This is a genomic window from Paenibacillus sp. SYP-B3998 (assembly GCF_010820665.1).
GTDB lineage: Bacteria > Bacillota > Bacilli > Paenibacillales > NBRC-103111 > Paenibacillus_E.
The window spans coordinates 14,950-30,565 of sequence record NZ_JAAIKC010000018.1 but is presented as its reverse complement, the minus strand read 5'-3'; the positions used below and the strand labels follow the sequence as shown (position 1 = coordinate 30,565).

14 protein-coding genes are annotated in these 15,616 nt (G+C 46.9%); 11 read left to right on the top strand and 3 right to left on the bottom strand.

The window, feature by feature from the left end:
- Positions 1 to 95: 95 nt before the first annotated feature.
- The 7 genes from GK047_RS26305 (at position 96) to GK047_RS26275 (ending at position 6,451) form a co-directional block, all read left to right on the top strand.
- On the top strand, positions 96 to 1,442 hold the full coding sequence (locus GK047_RS26305; RefSeq protein ID WP_163953333.1) for an extracellular solute-binding protein: 1,347 nt from the start codon (positions 96 to 98) through the stop codon (positions 1,440 to 1,442).
- A 148-nt stretch (positions 1,443 to 1,590) separates the two neighbouring features.
- Positions 1,591 to 2,466 carry a carbohydrate ABC transporter permease gene (locus GK047_RS26300; RefSeq protein ID WP_163953331.1) on the top strand — a complete coding sequence of 292 codons (876 nt, stop codon included), beginning with the start codon at positions 1,591 to 1,593 and terminating at the stop codon, positions 2,464 to 2,466.
- A gap of 16 nt (positions 2,467 to 2,482) precedes the next feature.
- Positions 2,483 to 3,355, top strand: a complete 873-nt coding sequence (locus GK047_RS26295) for a carbohydrate ABC transporter permease (protein ID WP_163953329.1) — start codon at positions 2,483 to 2,485, stop codon at positions 3,353 to 3,355.
- Positions 3,356 to 3,369: 14 nt separating this feature from the next.
- Complete coding sequence (locus GK047_RS26290) at positions 3,370 to 4,431, top strand: Gfo/Idh/MocA family protein (RefSeq protein WP_163953328.1); 1,062 nt, start codon at positions 3,370 to 3,372, stop codon at positions 4,429 to 4,431.
- A gap of 27 nt (positions 4,432 to 4,458) precedes the next feature.
- Positions 4,459 to 5,352, top strand: a complete 894-nt coding sequence (locus GK047_RS26285) for a sugar phosphate isomerase/epimerase family protein (RefSeq protein ID WP_163953326.1) — start codon at positions 4,459 to 4,461, stop codon at positions 5,350 to 5,352.
- A gap of 142 nt (positions 5,353 to 5,494) precedes the next feature.
- Positions 5,495 to 6,127 (top strand): hypothetical protein, encoded by a 633-nt coding sequence (locus tag GK047_RS26280; RefSeq protein ID WP_163953324.1) that lies wholly within the window; start codon positions 5,495 to 5,497, stop codon positions 6,125 to 6,127.
- 3 nt (positions 6,128 to 6,130) lie between these two features.
- On the top strand, positions 6,131 to 6,451 hold the full coding sequence (locus GK047_RS26275) for a DUF2653 family protein (RefSeq protein ID WP_163953322.1): 321 nt from the start codon (positions 6,131 to 6,133) through the stop codon (positions 6,449 to 6,451).
- Between the two features lie 82 nt (positions 6,452 to 6,533).
- Here the strand turns inward: GK047_RS26275 and GK047_RS26270 are convergent, their stop codons facing one another.
- The 3 genes from GK047_RS26270 to GK047_RS26260 form a co-directional block, all read right to left on the bottom strand.
- The gene (locus GK047_RS26270; RefSeq protein WP_163953320.1) at positions 6,534 to 7,385 is read right to left on the bottom strand and encodes an SDR family oxidoreductase; all 852 of its coding nucleotides are present in this window, start codon (positions 7,383 to 7,385) and stop codon (positions 6,534 to 6,536) included.
- A 303-nt stretch (positions 7,386 to 7,688) separates the two neighbouring features.
- Positions 7,689 to 9,305 carry a long-chain fatty acid--CoA ligase gene (locus GK047_RS26265; protein WP_163953318.1) on the bottom strand — a complete coding sequence of 539 codons (1,617 nt, stop codon included), beginning with the start codon at positions 9,303 to 9,305 and terminating at the stop codon, positions 7,689 to 7,691.
- A 135-nt stretch (positions 9,306 to 9,440) separates the two neighbouring features.
- Positions 9,441 to 10,241, bottom strand: coding sequence for a Cof-type HAD-IIB family hydrolase (locus tag GK047_RS26260; protein WP_163953316.1), 801 nt, complete (start codon positions 10,239 to 10,241; stop codon positions 9,441 to 9,443).
- Between the two features lie 122 nt (positions 10,242 to 10,363).
- Between GK047_RS26260 and GK047_RS26255 the strand changes: the two genes are divergently transcribed.
- The 4 genes from GK047_RS26255 (at position 10,364) to GK047_RS26240 (ending at position 15,561) form a co-directional block, all read left to right on the top strand.
- Positions 10,364 to 11,050 (top strand): DNA alkylation repair protein, encoded by a 687-nt coding sequence (locus tag GK047_RS26255; protein ID WP_205516997.1) that lies wholly within the window; start codon positions 10,364 to 10,366, stop codon positions 11,048 to 11,050.
- A 205-nt stretch (positions 11,051 to 11,255) separates the two neighbouring features.
- Entirely contained in the window at positions 11,256 to 12,302 is a 1,047-nt protein-coding gene (gene add / locus GK047_RS26250; protein ID WP_163953314.1) for an adenosine deaminase, read from the top strand.
- A 60-nt stretch (positions 12,303 to 12,362) separates the two neighbouring features.
- Positions 12,363 to 12,830, top strand: coding sequence for a GNAT family N-acetyltransferase (locus GK047_RS26245; RefSeq protein ID WP_205516996.1), 468 nt, complete (start codon positions 12,363 to 12,365; stop codon positions 12,828 to 12,830).
- A 310-nt stretch (positions 12,831 to 13,140) separates the two neighbouring features.
- Positions 13,141 to 15,561, top strand: a complete 2,421-nt coding sequence (locus GK047_RS26240; protein WP_163953312.1) for a heavy metal translocating P-type ATPase — start codon at positions 13,141 to 13,143, stop codon at positions 15,559 to 15,561.
- Positions 15,562 to 15,616 lie beyond the last annotated feature (55 nt).

Sequence of the window (15,616 nt, the reverse complement as noted above, 5' to 3'; positions counted from 1 at the left end):
AATGTCCCCCTCTCCGCCGAAGTCTCTCCCGTACCGCCTCCTAATAATGTCCCCTATACTAAAGTTGTAACTAGAGATGAGGAGGGTTCGATCACATGAAAAAATCATTTATTGTAACGCTGGCTGCAGCGTTGTCATTATCCTTGCTAGCTGGCTGTGGTACGAGCGGAACAACAGACGGTGCTACAGGCAGCGCAGCGCCTAAAGCAGCAGACGCAGGTAAATCAGGCGAAAAAGTGAAACTTTCTATCTGGCATAACTACACAGGTGAGGATCTTCGTGCGAAAACTATGCGTGCTTACATGGAGCAATTCAAAAAAGATCACCCGAACGTAGAGTTAGATGTTCAAGGGATTCCACCCGATGGTTACCGTCCTCGTTTGAAAACGGTTGCTGCAGCAAATGAAATGCCAGATCTGTTCGTTATGTGGCCAGGCGTTATGACCAAAGAGTTCGTTGGCGGCGACTTGCTTCAACCAATTAATGAACTTCTTGACAGCAAAGCAGAGTGGAAAAACGGCTTCTTGCCAGGCTCTTTCGATGATTTCACAGTTAACGGTAAAACATACAGCGCGCCTATGGCCCTTTCACCTACATCGATTCTTTATTACAATAAAGAAATTTTCAATAAATACAACGTACAGCCGCCTAAAACTTGGGATGACCTTATGAGTTTAGTGGGTACGTTCAAAAAGAATAACGTCACGCCAATCGCACTTGGTAACAAAGCGGCTTGGGTTGCGCAATCAAGCATTCTCAGCTCCCTTGCTGATCGTGTGACAGGTACAGAGTGGTTCTTGAAAGCCGCTGATCAAAACGGCGCAAAATTCACGGATCCGGAATTCGTTCAAGCGCTGACGTACTTGCAGCAGCTTGGCAAAGCGGGCGCTTTCCAAGAGGGCTTCAACAGCATTGATAATACACAAATGGAACAAATGTTTGCGCAAGGTAAATCCGCTATGATGATCGATGGTGGCTGGGCGTTAACAAACTTGGCATCCAACGCTTCCAAAGAAGCATTGGCGAACATGGCTGTAACGGTTCTGCCTACCGTGCCTAACGGTAAAGGCGACCCGAATTCCCTCTCAGGCGTAGTAGGAACGGGTCTTGGTATGAGCAAAAAGGTTACTGGCGCTCAAAAAGAAGCAGCTTATGAACTGATCTATGCATTGTCTGGTCCACAAGCACAGAAAGCAATCTTGGATAGCAACAACTTGGTCAGCTACAAAGCAGATCTAGATACAACCAAAGTATCCTCCATCTTCGCCGAGGTATACAAAATGATGGCCAACGTTAAGAGAACACCGGTATACGATGGCAAGCTTAGTTCCGCTACTGCCGATGTAGTCAACAACGGCTTGCAAGAGCTCCTAATGGGCGGTAAGCCAGAAGATATTGCCAAGAAAATTCAAGATTCGCAAGCCAAATCTTTAGGGAAATAATACATGAACCAGGACTCCAGCCTTATCCCGGCTGGAGCCCTTTTTTAAAAGAGAGATAGATGTCTAAACGTTTAATTAGGGGTTGCCCAATAGAATCTACTTTTGGTCAATTTCTAATTAATTGATAAGACTTGATAGGAGGGAAGTTATGTCAGCAGCTGCACGTATCAGAGGATTTATCACGATAGGGCTCATACCGGCACTTGTGATTTATCTGGTTTTCGTTATTGTACCTATCTTTTGGTCGGCTTATTACGGTTTCTTCGATTGGAAAGGGATAGGAGCGGCCAAATTTATTGGATTTGACAACTATGTAGAAGTATTCAAAGATCCGATCTTCTGGAAAGCTTTCAAAAATAACATGCTCGTTGTTGTAGCTTCTGTCTTCGGCCAAGTGCCGATGGCATTGATTTTAGCGCTTTTACTTATGAAAAGCACCTTGTTTCAACGGGTAATTAGAGCTTCTGTATTTATGCCAATGGTATTGTCTTCCGTTGTTGTCGGGATTATTTGGGGTTACATTTATCACCCGCAGATTGGTATCTTAAACTTTTTGTTAGATGGAATGGGACTTGAAAGTTGGAAAAAAGCTTGGCTCTCCGATCCGAAATTTTCGATGTTCGCCCTGATGGTGCCGATCATCTGGAATTATATTGGTCCTTACATGATTATGTTTATTGCCGCTTTACAAAATATTTCACCTGAAATTGAGGATGCTGCGCAGCTTGATGGCGTCGGCCCCGTGCGTAAGCTTTTCAAAATTACACTGCCGATGATTTGGGATACCGTGAAGGTCGCAATCGTGCTTTGTATTTCGGGCAGCTTGAAAGCCTTCGATTTAATCTATGTCATGACAGGTGGCGGTCCGGCGCATTCCACGGAGCTGCTCGCTTCTTACATGTATAACAGCACATTCAACGTATACCGCTTTGGATTCGGCAGCGCCATTTCCACAGCCATTATTATCTTAAGTCTCATCTTGATTGTCGGCAGCCAATATTTGATGAAGCGAGACTATCGTTAGGAGAGAGGGGACATCTATGCAGCAGACTGTATTGAGGCAGACGGAATTACCCGTTGGAACCAAGAGAGCAAAAGGATGGAAGCAAGGGATAACGAATTCCCTGTTGACCCTCTATGCGTTGGTCACGTTATATCCGTTGATTTGGTTGTTTATTAGTGCTTTTAAGTCAAATGAAGAATTTTATTCCCGTCCATTTTTACTCCCAACCATCTGGAAATGGGATAACTTAGTTAGGGCGTGGAAGGTATCCGGAATGGGGCTTTCCCTCTGGAACTCAACAGTTGTAACCGTAGCGGCCTTAGTGTTGACATTGGTTATCGGTGCGCTTGCGGCGTTTGTTTTATCTCGTTTTGAGTTTCGTTTGAAATCGTTTTTTATGGGATTATTTTTGCTCGGGATGCTTATCCCTGTTCATAGTACCCTAGTGCCGCTCTTTATTTTAATGAAAAAAATCGGCATTTTGAATACGTACGGCGCACTTATTTTTCCTTACACAGCCTTCGAATTGCCACTAGCCATTTTCGTTATAGCTGCTTACCTGGTTACGATTCCCAAAGAGATTGAGGAAGCCGCGTTGATTGATGGAACTGGATACTGGGGCATTTTCTTCAAAATGATGCTTCCGCTTAGTATGCCTGCGCTTTCGACGGTTGCTATATTAGGATTTTTGCGGTTTTGGAATGATTTCGCTTTTGCTCTTGTCTTTATTAGTAAGCCTGCACTTAAGACGGTTCCGCTTAGTTTATCCGCATTTGCAACGGGATATATGACGGATTATGAACTTACGATGGCTGCGCTTGCGATTGCAGTGCTGCCAACAATTGTTGTCTTCTTATTGTTCCAAGAACAAATTATGAAGGGCATGACGGCTGGCGCTGTAAAAGGATAGGGAGGATTACTCAGATGACGAAATTGAAGGTAGCTGTTATTGGCGCTGGTTCCATCTCCGATGCACATTTAACTTCTTATGCGGAGCACCCTGAAGTCGAGCTTTATGCGGTCGTGGATATGAACGCTGAGCGTGCAAGTGCTGCGGCGGCGAAGCATGGCGCGAAGACCTTTTTTACGGATTATCGCGATATGTTGGCCGATCCGGAAGTTGATGCTGTGAGTATTTGTACGTGGAACAACACGCACGGAGCGCTCAGCATTGCCGCATTGGAAGCGGGCAAGCATGTGCTGTGCGAGAAGCCGCTCTGCACGAGCGTTGAAGAAGCGCTGCGCGTTGAAGAAGCCGTTCGCCGCAGCGGAAAGCTGCTGCAGGTTGGCTTCGTTCGCCGCTACGGCACGAACGCACAGGTGCTGCGACGCTTCATTGATGCAGGCGAGCTTGGCGAGATTTATTACGCCAAGGCTTCGTACTTGCGCCGACTTGGTAATCCTGGCGGCTGGTTCGCCGACAAGGAACGCGCCGGCGGAGGCCCGCTTTTCGACATCGGCATCCACGTCATTGATCTATGCTGGTACTTGATGGGACGGCCGAAAGTGAAGTCCGTCAGCGGGAACACCTATACGAAGCTGGGCAATCGCTCGCATATCCAGAACTTGTCCTTTTACAAAGCTGCTGATTATGATGCTTCTAAGAACACGGTGGAGGATATGGCCAATGCGCTCATCCGCTTCGAGAATGGCGCTTCGCTGATGGTGGATGTCAGCTTCACCCTGCATGCCAAGAAGAATGAATTCGCCTTGAAAATATTCGGTGATCAAGGCGGGGCCGAGATTGAGCCTGAGTTCTGCATCGTGAGTGAGAAGCATGACACCATCTTAAACATTACACCTCAAATCGATCATCCCTCTTTTGAATTTATGGACGGCTTTCGTAATGAAATCGACTACTTTGTCAATGTATGCTTAGGCCGCAAAGAACTCATTTCTCCTGTCGAGGACGGTGTGGAGCTGACGAAAATCTTGTGCGCCATTTATGAATCCAGCGAAAAAGGTATCGAAATTCACTTCAATTAATTCCGATACAGATGGGGGGAAGAGCAGATGGCTTTAACGAATCCAATCGGTATTATCGTCGATAGCTTCGGTGTAGGCGTGAGAGAAGGTTTGAAGAAAGCAAAGGAAGCGGGAGCCGACGGCGTGCAGATTTATGCCGTCAGCGGGGAAATGGACCCCGATCATTTGACCAGTGCGGATCGACTGGAACTTAAAGCCTATATCGCTTCGCTTGGTCTTGAAATCTCTGCGCTGTGCGGCGATTTAGGGGGCCATGGCTTTCAGGATAGGGCGGCGAACCCTGCTAAAATCGAGAAATCCAAACGCATTCTTGACCTCGCTCTTGATCTCGGTACGAACATTGTAACGACGCATATTGGCATCGTGCCGGAGGACACGCAGAGCGAGGTTTACTTAAGCATGCAGCAGGCTTGCGAGGAGCTCGGGCAATATGCGCATAGCAAAGGCGCATTTTTTGCCATCGAGACAGGCCCGGAAACGGCTGAACACTTGCGGAATTTTCTGGACACGCTAAGCACGAAGGGCGTTTCTGTTAATTTCGATCCAGCGAACATGATTATGGTAACCGGTGACGATCCAGTGCAAGGAGTGCATATATTGAAGGAATACATCGTGCATACCCATGTCAAAGACGGGATTCGGTATCGTGAGATCGATCCGCGTCTCGTTTACGGAGCCCTTGGCTTTGAGGGGATGGACCATGATAAGATTGCTGAAATGGCCTCAGGCTCCGAAGGTAATGCTTTCGCCGAATTGCCGCTTGGAGAGGGCAATGTACCGTTCGGCGCTTATTTCCGTGCACTTAGAGATATCGGATATACGGGTTATTTGACCATCGAAAGAGAGGTCGGCAACAATCCAGAGGCCGATATTCGCCAAGCTGTGAAATTTATTCGTCAGTTTCAAAATAAAACGGATTGAGTTTGATCTTGTTTTGTTGTACATATGGAAGAAAAGTCAGATAGCTGTGAAGCTGTCTGACTTTGTTTGTATTTATTGAAACTTATCGATTCGTGACTTCGTATATATACATATACGACAAACAGACAAGGTGGAAACCAAAATGAAAACCAAAGTAATTGCAATTATGACGGCCGTTTTATTGCTGGCCAACACAGCCAATATCTCCATCGCTGACGCGAAGGGTAGCTCGCCTAGCACTTCGTCCAGATCCGGTTCCTTCTCTACGGGATCCAAATCCAATTCTAATTTCAGTGGAGGCTCGAGCAGCAAAACAGCGCCAAGCACTTCGGATAGCGGAAGCTCATCAGGCTTCAGCGGAGGCTCATCCAGTAAGTCGACAGTGCCGAACATGTCTAACAATGGCGGCAGCACAAGCGGCGGAGCGACAAACAGCACAGGATTTCAACGTCCTTCCTCCAATGTAACGAACGGAAGTACAGTGAATCCGAATACAGGAAAAAGCTATTATAACAAAAGCACGTATTCAAACACGGTTCCGACTGGATCTCGTATGGGCAGCAGCATGTGGCCGATGGTTGGAGCATTCGCTGCGGGTACGTTCCTAGGCTCGATGCTTCACCCTTGGGGAGGCTCTTACCCTGCTGCTGGTGGCGGTTATGTGAACCAATCGTTCTCGTTTCTCTCGATGTTGATTGACATCATTCTGATCATTGCAGTCATTGCTATCGTGATGAAGGTCGTTCAATCAATCAGAAGAAGAAGGAGCTACTAAACGATGAATCTATTTCTCGATGAACAAGATGTTCTTGATTCCGTTCACGTCTTTATTGCCTCGCAGGACAATCACGGTCGCGTAGAGGGAAGTGCTCCTCACAACGTTCATGATGTTCAAGTGTCCTATGAGGAGCGTCATGGCTTTTCGGCCAAAGGCTCAATCTATGGCAAACAGCACTATTTGAATCAACAACAAGTTATTGATGCTGTTTCGGTTTACTTGTCTTCTTATTATTCGTTCCGCGCAGATCGGCTGCTGGTTAAGATGAACTGGGATGATTCTTCCCGCAGCTTCAGCGCCGATGTTATCGTAGAGCGTTAGAAGACGATCTATAATAAACAAAAAATCGCCATCCACCGGACTCTATTTAGAGCCGAAAGGACTGGCGATTTTTTGCTTATACTTAAGATTTACCTTTGCGTGTCATTTCGGCGAGGTCAATCCACTGCTCATCGGTTACTTCGAGCAGATCGTTGAATTGCCCGGCGCCTTGAAGCCATTCGCCGCCGTCAATGGTGACAACTTCGCCGTTGATGTAAGCGGCATAGTCTGAAATGAGATAAGCGGCCAAGTTGGCTAGCTCTTCCTTCTCTCCAACCCGTCGCAGCGGAACGCGATTCAGCAGCTTCTCCGACAGCTCAGGTGTAGGGGCCAATCGGCTCCAAGCACCGTCGGTCGGGAATAGCCCTGGGGCGATGGCGACTTGCCGTATGCCGTGTCGCGCCCACTCGACGGCAAGCGAGCGCGTTAGGGCGAGCACGCCGGCCTTGGCCGCAGCCGAGGGTACTACAAATGCGGAGCCCGTCGAAGCATAGGAGGTTACGATATTGAGCATCGTGCCCCCAACACCTTGCTCGATCCATCTTTTACCAACTTCCAGCGTTGTGTAAAACGTGCCGTGTAGGACTATGTTTAGAACGGCATCCACGGCGCGCGGGGAGAGGTTCTCTGTTGGGCTGGCGAAGTTGCCAGCCGCGTTATTGATCAGTACGTCAATACGGCCATAGTGCTGTTCAACGGCATTCACCATCTCTTGAATTTGGAGAGGGTCTCGAACGTCGCAGCTTTTGTAGAAAACTTCTTTGCCATCGCCGCTCATTTCGGCAGCAGCTTGGGCCAATACTTCATCGCGGCGGCTTGTGATCGCAAGTTTGGCGCCTAGAGATAGAAATTTCTCCCCCATCGCACGACCAAGCCCCGTGCCGCCCCCCGTAATGAGAATGACTTTATCTTTCAAAAGCGTCTGCTCAAACATAGGCCAACACCCTTCATGAGAATTCCATTATTAATTATTTGTTTGGGGAGTTTTGATTTTGGGCAAACGTTGTCTCGAATTGTTGAATACGTTCAGCTAAATCGACGAGGTACCGAGTCGGCTCACTTTTATGTAAATTACGAGTGTATCGTTGAAATGCTCATATTGTCACAGCCAACTTGTTCCATTTAAATGACAGATGAGACGTGGCTCAGATATCCGTTGGCATCCGTTTCGCAGAAACGCACTTTTGTTGGGGAATAAAAGCGAAAGCCTTCTAATTCTGGATTGTTCATGGCGGGTCTAGTCTGCTGTAAAATAAGTGTGGTATTGCTCACGAAGCTCGCGTTTCAAAAATTTGCCCACGGACGACCTCGGAATTTCATGAAGAAAAATAACATCATCAGGAATCCACCACTTCGTAAATTTGTCCGTAAGAAAGCTCAGTAGATCATCTTTGTCGCCTGCTTGCAGAGCGGCGTCTTTGAGGACAACAAAAGCGAGAGGACGTTCATCCCACTTCGGATGAGGAACACCGATGACGCAAGCCTCGAATACGTTAGAGTGGGCCATTAAAGCGTTCTCCAAATCGAGCGAGGAAATCCATTCGCCGCCGCTTTTGACCAAATCTTTCACTCTGTCGACCAGCTTCACGAACCCTTCCTGGTCAATTACAGCGATATCTCCCGAATGAAACCATCCATCTTGGAACGATTCTTGTGTTCGCTCATCTTTGTAATATTGCGTCGCCACCCAAGGTCCGCGAAGCAAAATCTCGCCCATCTCTTGACCGTTCCACTGAACGTCCCCTCGTGGGCCAACGATTCTCATATCAAGCCCTGGTACCAGCAAACCTTGTGTGGCTCGTGTGGTGAGCTGCTCATCCATAAGCGCCTCTTCTTGATAGCTCTTGAGGCGAGATACGGTGACGAGCGGGCTCGTTTCCGTCAAACCGTATGCATGATAGAAGGGCACTTTCAGCCGCTGCTCGTAGCTTTCAATCAGACTGCGTGGTGCAGCTGAACCGCCGCAAACCACGGCGCGCAGACTCGTTAAATCCACTTGCAGCGCTTCTTGGACTTTGAGTGACGCAGTCCAAACGGTGGGAACGCCTGCTGCAATCGTTACCTTTTCGTCAGCGATCAAACGCAGCAATATATCGGGCGTAGGCGCTGGCCCGGGAAGTACTTGTTTGCTACCGAACCAAACCGAGGCAAAGGGAAGACCCCATGCATTGACGTGAAACATCGGGACGATGGGCATAACGATATCCCGTTCGGATAGACCGAGCGTATCGGCAAGTCCAATGGCAAGCGAATGCAAATAAATGCCACGGTGCGAGTAAACGACACCCTTGGGATTACCGGTAGTAGCGGACGTGTAGCACATCCCCGCGGGAGCGCTTTCATCTATATTTGATGCATACTCAAAGGAAGGATCGCCGCTTTCTATCATGTTCTCATATAAGTAGATTGGATGTAAAGAAGTAGGCGGAAGTTCCTTTTTATCCGTTATCAGAATGTAGCCTTCGATCGTGGTTAATTGATCTTGAATTTTTTCGATGAGGGGCAATAGGCATTCATCAAGGAGTAGGAAGCGATCTTCCGCATGATTGAGAATGTAGGCAATATGCTCAGTTGGGAGCCGTATGTTAACCGTATGCAGGACAGCTTCCATACAGGGGATGGCGAAATAAGCCTCAAGATGCCAATGGTGATTCCACGCGAAAGTAGCGATGCGATCCCCAGCTTTAACGCCTAGAGTCTGTAAGGAGCTGGACAGCTGCTTCGCTCTCCGCCCAAAATCCGCATACGTGTAGCGGTGGATGCCGGAGCTAGTACGCGAAACAACTTCCTTTTTTGGGAATAAGGATTGCGAACGTTCAAAAAGAGAGCGTAGTGTTAATGGGAAATTTTCCATGTGGAAACACCTCCAAAGTGTAGCTGTAGAGTGGTTGCTATGTCCCTATGTTATGACGGACATTCTACGGCTAACACTATAAATGGAAAAACGATCCGATGGCAAGGTTAACTTGCGAATCGAGATCGTTTTATGCTAGTTCTTTTCTAGAATGAATTTCTCTATCACGTGGCGTACGCCATCCTCGTTGTTACTCGTTGTTACATAGTTCGCCAACGCTTTCAGCTCGGGCAAAGCATTATCCATGGCAACGCCAAGTCCTGCAACTTCGAGCATTTCACGGTCATTCCAAGCATCGCCAAGCGCGATAACTTCGTCGAGACTGCAGCCGATGTGCTGTGCGAGGAACTCAATCGCATGTCCTTTGGTGCCTTCTTTGTGCATGAATTCCAGATAGTGCGGTTTGGACTTGGTGATGTGCATGTTGTCACCGAGCAGAGGCAGGAGCTCTTCCCGCAGTTGGTCGCAAACCTCAGGTTGATCGACGATAAGCAGCTTCGGTTGCGGGATGTCGATCCATTGTCGCAGATCTCCTATGATATAAGGCGTCTTGGAAAGACGCACGTAATTTTTGATCTTGTCGTTATCCTCAGCGGCGTACAGTTCATCACCATGGTATAGCTGAAGATGAAGATTTCTTTTCTCGCAGAAATCGAGTAGAAAGCGGGCACTCTCCAGAGGGACAGTTCGCTCATAGAGTACTTCCTCGTCCAATAAATTTTTGATTAAGGCGCCTTGATACGTAATAATTGGCACGTTGAGCCCGATTTGCTTCGCAATTTTCGCAGCCGAGGGAAAGCTTCTTCCCGTAGCGATCGTTACAGTGACACCTTGGGCGACAGCTTGATGCATCGCATCGATCGTTTCTTGTGAAATCGTTAGGTCGTCGCGCAACAGCGTATCGTCTAAATCAGCAGCTACCAGTTTGTAAGTCATGTAGTCCTCTCCGATCCGAAAAGTAGTCGATCTATGAAAATTCTGCTATAAGCATACCCGAATTGGGGTAGAATTGCTACAATAAAGGCCTAGCGTATTCGGCGAAAAGGAGGCTTGCTATCATGTCATTACCTTACACGGACAAGTTTGAAATGTGGCTGCGCGAACATCATAACGCATCTTATGCGCCTTCCATGGAAGCGTATATGCGCAATCAGTTCCCATTCCTAGGGATTAAAAATCCAGAACGTGTGGCCCTTACGAAGCAGTTTTGGAAAGAACATGGATTCCCAAAGGCAGACGAAGGCGTTCAGATCGCTCAGGAATTATGGCAATTGCCGGAGCGAGAGTTCGCTTATACCGCCATGATGATCTTAGTCAAGCTGCGCAAGGAACTTGAGAAGTCTCATCTTGAAGTACTTGAAGGCTTCGTGGTGACGAAGTCATGGTGGGATACTGTGGATATTATCGCCGATCATTTGATTGGCTACTATTTGCAGCAGTTTCCAGAGTTAATCCCAGCTTCTGTGGAGAAGTGGCTAGTTTCTGATAATATGTGGCTGCAGCGCACAGCCATCCTATTTCAGCTCAAGTACAAGCAAAAGACAGATGTGCCGCTGCTCTTCGACTGTATTCGGCGCATGGCGGATTCCAAAGAGTTTTTCATCCGCAAAGCGATTGGCTGGGCGCTTCGCGAGTACTCGAAGACGGATGCCGAGGCGGTTCGCGCTTTCGTCGCGACTACGGAACTTTCGCCGCTAAGTGTGCGAGAAGCTCTGAAGGCGATTCATCGAAGTGAATTGAAATAAGGATTGTCTAAGAATTCCGCGCGGAGGAGTAATCGCTGTGCGGAATTTTTAATGTTCAATTACGTCATATTAACGTAATGTAATATTACACATATAATAAAATGAAGAAATTGTGTTATATATATTGACATAATAATAACATTGTTTTAAAGTAATTAAAATTGTTTATGGCTGCTTATCCGATTTGGAAGAGGGGAGCTGGAGGATGGAAACCATTTGGACGGAAGATGTATTGTCACGATTACCTAAAGTTGATCTTCATTTGCACTTGGATGGCAGCATGAAGCCTGAGACGATTCTGGAGCTGGCTGTTCGTCAAGGCATTGAACTTCCGGTGTATGACAAGGTCGGATTGATTCCGCATATGCGCGTTGGCGAAGAGTGCGGCAGTCTTACCGAATATTTAAGCAAATTCGACTTTGCGATACGGTTCCTCCAATCTGCGGAAGCGTTAGAACGAGTAGCTTACGAAGTTATTGAACAAGCTGCCGAACATAACTGTAAGTATGTAGAGGTTCGTTTCGCGCCCCAGCTTCATCGGAACAACGGGCTCAGCGTTGAAGAGACGATTCATCACGTAATTGAAGGACTAAAGCGCGCGTATCAGGATTTTGGCGTAAGGGCGGGTGTGATTGCTATCTGTATGAGAAATCACGCCTGCGCGATGAATAAGGAAGTAGTTGAGGCTGCTGGGAAATTCGTAGGTAAAGGCGTCGTTGCCGTCGATTTAGCAGGCGATGAAGCTTCGTATCCACCAGAAATTTTCCGTGAGGTATTTGCTGAATCCCAACGACTAGGAATTCCTATCACGATTCACGCGGGAGAAGCGGCAGGGGCTAGCAATGTTTACGAGGCTGTTATGAATCTGGGTGCCGTTCGAATCGGGCATGGTGTGCGTTTGAAGGAGAATAGCTCTATTATGGAAATGATCAAAGATCGCCGGATTCCTTTGGAAATGTGCCCCATTAGCAATATTCAAACGAAGGCAGTGGCGGGTTGGGATGATTATCCGATAAGAGAGTATTTGGATCAAGGGTTAATTATAACGATCAATACGGATAATCCCAGCGTTTCGAATACGAATATTACGAAGGAATATCGCGTACTCACGGAACGATTCGGTTTCACGAAGTCTGAGTTGGTGAAGCTCATTATGAATGGTGTGGAAGCCGCGTTCATGGATGAGAGCGACAGGCTTTTGCTAAGACGTGAGATGGAAGACGAGTTGAATGCTTTAGGACTGCTTAGTTAATGGCTTTATGGTATCAGTAACGACTAAATATGTGTATTGGCTGGATGAATAAGGAGGTTAATGATGATTAGTATAAAAAGAACTTCTTCAGAAAACCCTGATTTTTGTAGTCTAATCGAACTACTGGATAAAGACTTGTGGAATAGATATCCTGAAACACAACAAAATTTTATTGCTTTCAACGTAGTCAAACTAGATGCATATGTAATTGTTGCTTACGAGGATGACGGTGCTGTTGGTTGTGGTTGTTTTAGAGTTACGGAAAATGAAAGGATAGTCGAAATTAAAAGAATGTATGTAAAAGAAGAAAAAAGGGGAAAGGGTATTGCCAAATCAATACTAATGGAGCTTGAAGCATGGGCATTAGAAGCAGGGAAAATAGGTGCAGTATTGGAAACCGGGATTAATAACCCAGAGGCAATATCACTATATAATAAATTAGGATTTGAACAAATTGAAAATTATGAACCCTACGTAAATAATAAAGAAAGTATTTGTATGGGGAAAGATTTATCAAAGAAATCTTAATGAAATTGACCGCCTATAGAGGGGAGGGGTTGATCGATAATCAACAATAAAACGAAAACAGAGCTTAATTCAAAACGCCAGAGAACATGTCGTTACTCGCATTGCGCTTCAAAGCGCTGTGAGTGAGGAGATGTTTTTTTGTTTAGGTTACCTCCATGAAAGGTCTATAAATGATAAAACAAAAGGGAAAATGGCAAAGTGAGAAGAAATGGGAAATAGTGAGTAGACCTCTCTTGACAATATAGGGTAGGGGGGTATACTATATAGATATCGAAAGTAAATGAAGTTTTTAGGTGAGGTGAATGGTTAAATGGATGCTCAATCAGATACAAAGCATACTTCTTTTCAACTAACGGGTATGACTTGCGCAGCATGTGCTGCTCGGATTGAAAAGGGTCTTCGCAAGCTTGAAGGCGTGACTGAGGCGAATGTGAATTTCGCGATGGAAAAGGCGGCTGTTACTTTTGATCCGACCCAGGTAAACCGTGACCGTATGGAACAGACGATCATCAAGCTTGGTTATGGTACGGTAAGAGAGTCCATTGATTTTGATATAATTGGAATGACATGCGCGGCATGTGCAACCAGAATCGAAAAAGGGTTGAGTAAAATGCCGGGCGTTACAGAAGCGTCCGTTAATTTGGCGATGGAAACAGCACGTGTCGTTTATAATCCCGCAGAGGTATCACCGACTGACATGCAGATGAGGGTAGCGAAGTTAGGTTACGAGGCTGTTCGTAAGACTGAGCAAACCAAATCTGCGGAGCATCGAGCGACGGAGATTAAGAAGCAGAAGCGGAAGCTCTGGATATCGATCGTGCTCTCCTTTCCCTTGCTATGGGCGATGGTCAGCCATTTTTCTTTTACCTCTTGGGTATGGCTCCCTGAGCTGTTAATGAATCCTTGGGTGCAGCTAGCATTAGCGACGCCGGTGCAATTCTATATAGGCGGACAGTTTTATACAGCCGCGTATAAAGCGCTTCGTAACAAAAGTGCGAATATGGATGTCTTAGTTTCAATGGGTACTTCATCTGTGTACTTTTACAGCTTGTATCTAACCATTGTTTGGGCTGCACAAGCGGGGCATCAACACACGCCTGAGATGTATTTTGAAACGAGCGCGGTGTTAATTACTTTGGTTTTACTAGGCAAACTGTTTGAATCTTTGGCTAAGGGAAGGACTTCCGAGGCAATTAAAACATTAATGGGTTTGCAAGCCAAAACAGCGATCGTCATCCGAGACGACCAAGAGCTGAGCATCCCTTTGGAGAATGTTGTAGTCAGCGATGTAGTCCTTGTAAAGCCTGGAGAGAAAGTACCTGTGGATGGGAATGTAATAGATGGTCTCTCCTCGGTAGATGAGTCCATGCTGACAGGTGAAAGCCTTCCTGTGGAAAAACGCGCAGGCGATGCCGTTATTGGCGCTACAGTGAACAAGAATGGCGTGCTTAAAGTGCAGGCGACTAAAGTGGGCAGAGATACCGCATTGGCGCAAATTATTAAGGTTGTCGAGGAAGCGCAAGGATCGAAAGCGCCCATTCAGCGGATTGCGGACATCATTTCTGGCGTGTTCGTGCCAATTGTAGTCGGTATAGCTCTTATTGCCTTTGTAGTGTGGTACTTCTGGGTCACTCCCGGAGATTTCGCGAACGCTTTGGAAAAGGCGATTGCCATCCTTGTTATTGCTTGTCCATGCGCGCTCGGTTTAGCGACACCGACTTCGATTATGGCTGGTTCTGGCCGCGCTGCTGAGCTAGGCATTTTATTCAAAGGCGGGGAGCACTTAGAGTCTACTCATCGGGTTGATATTGTCTTACTTGATAAAACGGGTACTGTGACCAAAGGCAAACCAGAGTTGACGGACGTTCAAACAGTGCTAGATGAAACCTTGTTTCTGAAATATGTGGGCTCAGCTGAACGAAATTCAGAGCATCCGTTAGCGGATGCTATCGTTGAAGGCATTCGTAACAGAGGTATTTCTTTGCCGGAATCCAAGCAATTTGAAGCCATACCTGGCTTTGGTATACGTGCAGTCGTAGAAGGAAGGGAGGTGATCGTAGGTACACGGAAATTGATGGCGATGTCTGATATCCATGTCAAAGCTGCTTTAGCGCATATGACTCAGCTAGAGCTTGAAGGCAAAACCGTGATGCTTGTTGCCATCGAAGGAAGCTATGCTGGAATGGTGGCAGTAGCAGATACGATTAAAGAAACCTCTAAAGCAGCAATCACTCGCCTACACGAAATGGGCATTCAAGTCATGATGATGACGGGGGATAATCAGCGCACAGCAGAGGCGATTGCCAGCCAAGTCGGCATTGATCGCGTACTGGCAGAGGTTCTCCCTGAAGGGAAAGCGGAGGAAGTAAAGAAGCTGCAGGCGCAAGGCTTGCGAGTTGCCATGGTGGGTGATGGAATCAACGATGCGCCTGCACTGGCGATGGCAGATATCGGGATGGCCATAGGTACAGGAACGGATGTGGCGATGGAAGCTGCGGATGTTACACTCATGCGTGGCGATTTGAACAGCATTCCAGATGCCATCCTAATGAGCAGAAGGACGATGCGGAACATTAAGCAGAATTTGTTCTGGGCATTAGGTTATAACACGTTAGGCATTCCTATCGCTGCCTTGGGCTTGCTTGCTCCTTGGGTAGCAGGCGCTGCTATGGCTTTAAGTTCCGTTTCGGTTGTGCTCAACGCGCTTAGACTGCAAAGAATGAAACCGTGAGTGACACGTTTTCCCACCTTGACAATATACGGTGTGGGGGTATGATGAAAGTAAA

Bases quoted from the DNA above. Each gene is read 5' to 3' on its own strand.
- GK047_RS26305 (WP_163953333.1), top strand. From the start codon at position 96: ATGAAAAAATCATTTATTGTAACGCTGGCTGCAGCGTTGTCATTATCC.
- GK047_RS26300 (WP_163953331.1), top strand. From the start codon at position 1,591: ATGTCAGCAGCTGCACGTATCAGAGGATTTATCACGATAGGGCTCATA.
- GK047_RS26295 (WP_163953329.1), top strand. From the start codon at position 2,483: ATGCAGCAGACTGTATTGAGGCAGACGGAATTACCCGTTGGAACCAAG.
- GK047_RS26290 (WP_163953328.1), top strand. From the start codon at position 3,370: ATGACGAAATTGAAGGTAGCTGTTATTGGCGCTGGTTCCATCTCCGAT.
- GK047_RS26285 (WP_163953326.1), top strand. From the start codon at position 4,459: ATGGCTTTAACGAATCCAATCGGTATTATCGTCGATAGCTTCGGTGTA.
- GK047_RS26280 (WP_163953324.1), top strand. From the start codon at position 5,495: ATGAAAACCAAAGTAATTGCAATTATGACGGCCGTTTTATTGCTGGCC.
- GK047_RS26275 (WP_163953322.1), top strand. From the start codon at position 6,131: ATGAATCTATTTCTCGATGAACAAGATGTTCTTGATTCCGTTCACGTC.
- GK047_RS26270 (WP_163953320.1), bottom strand. From the start codon at position 7,385: ATGTTTGAGCAGACGCTTTTGAAAGATAAAGTCATTCTCATTACGGGG.
- GK047_RS26265 (WP_163953318.1), bottom strand. From the start codon at position 9,305: ATGGAAAATTTCCCATTAACACTACGCTCTCTTTTTGAACGTTCGCAA.
- GK047_RS26260 (WP_163953316.1), bottom strand. From the start codon at position 10,241: ATGACTTACAAACTGGTAGCTGCTGATTTAGACGATACGCTGTTGCGC.
- GK047_RS26255 (WP_205516997.1), top strand. From the start codon at position 10,364: ATGTCATTACCTTACACGGACAAGTTTGAAATGTGGCTGCGCGAACAT.
- add (WP_163953314.1), top strand. From the start codon at position 11,256: ATGGAAACCATTTGGACGGAAGATGTATTGTCACGATTACCTAAAGTT.
- GK047_RS26245 (WP_205516996.1), top strand. From the start codon at position 12,363: ATGATGATTAGTATAAAAAGAACTTCTTCAGAAAACCCTGATTTTTGT.
- GK047_RS26240 (WP_163953312.1), top strand. From the start codon at position 13,141: ATGGATGCTCAATCAGATACAAAGCATACTTCTTTTCAACTAACGGGT.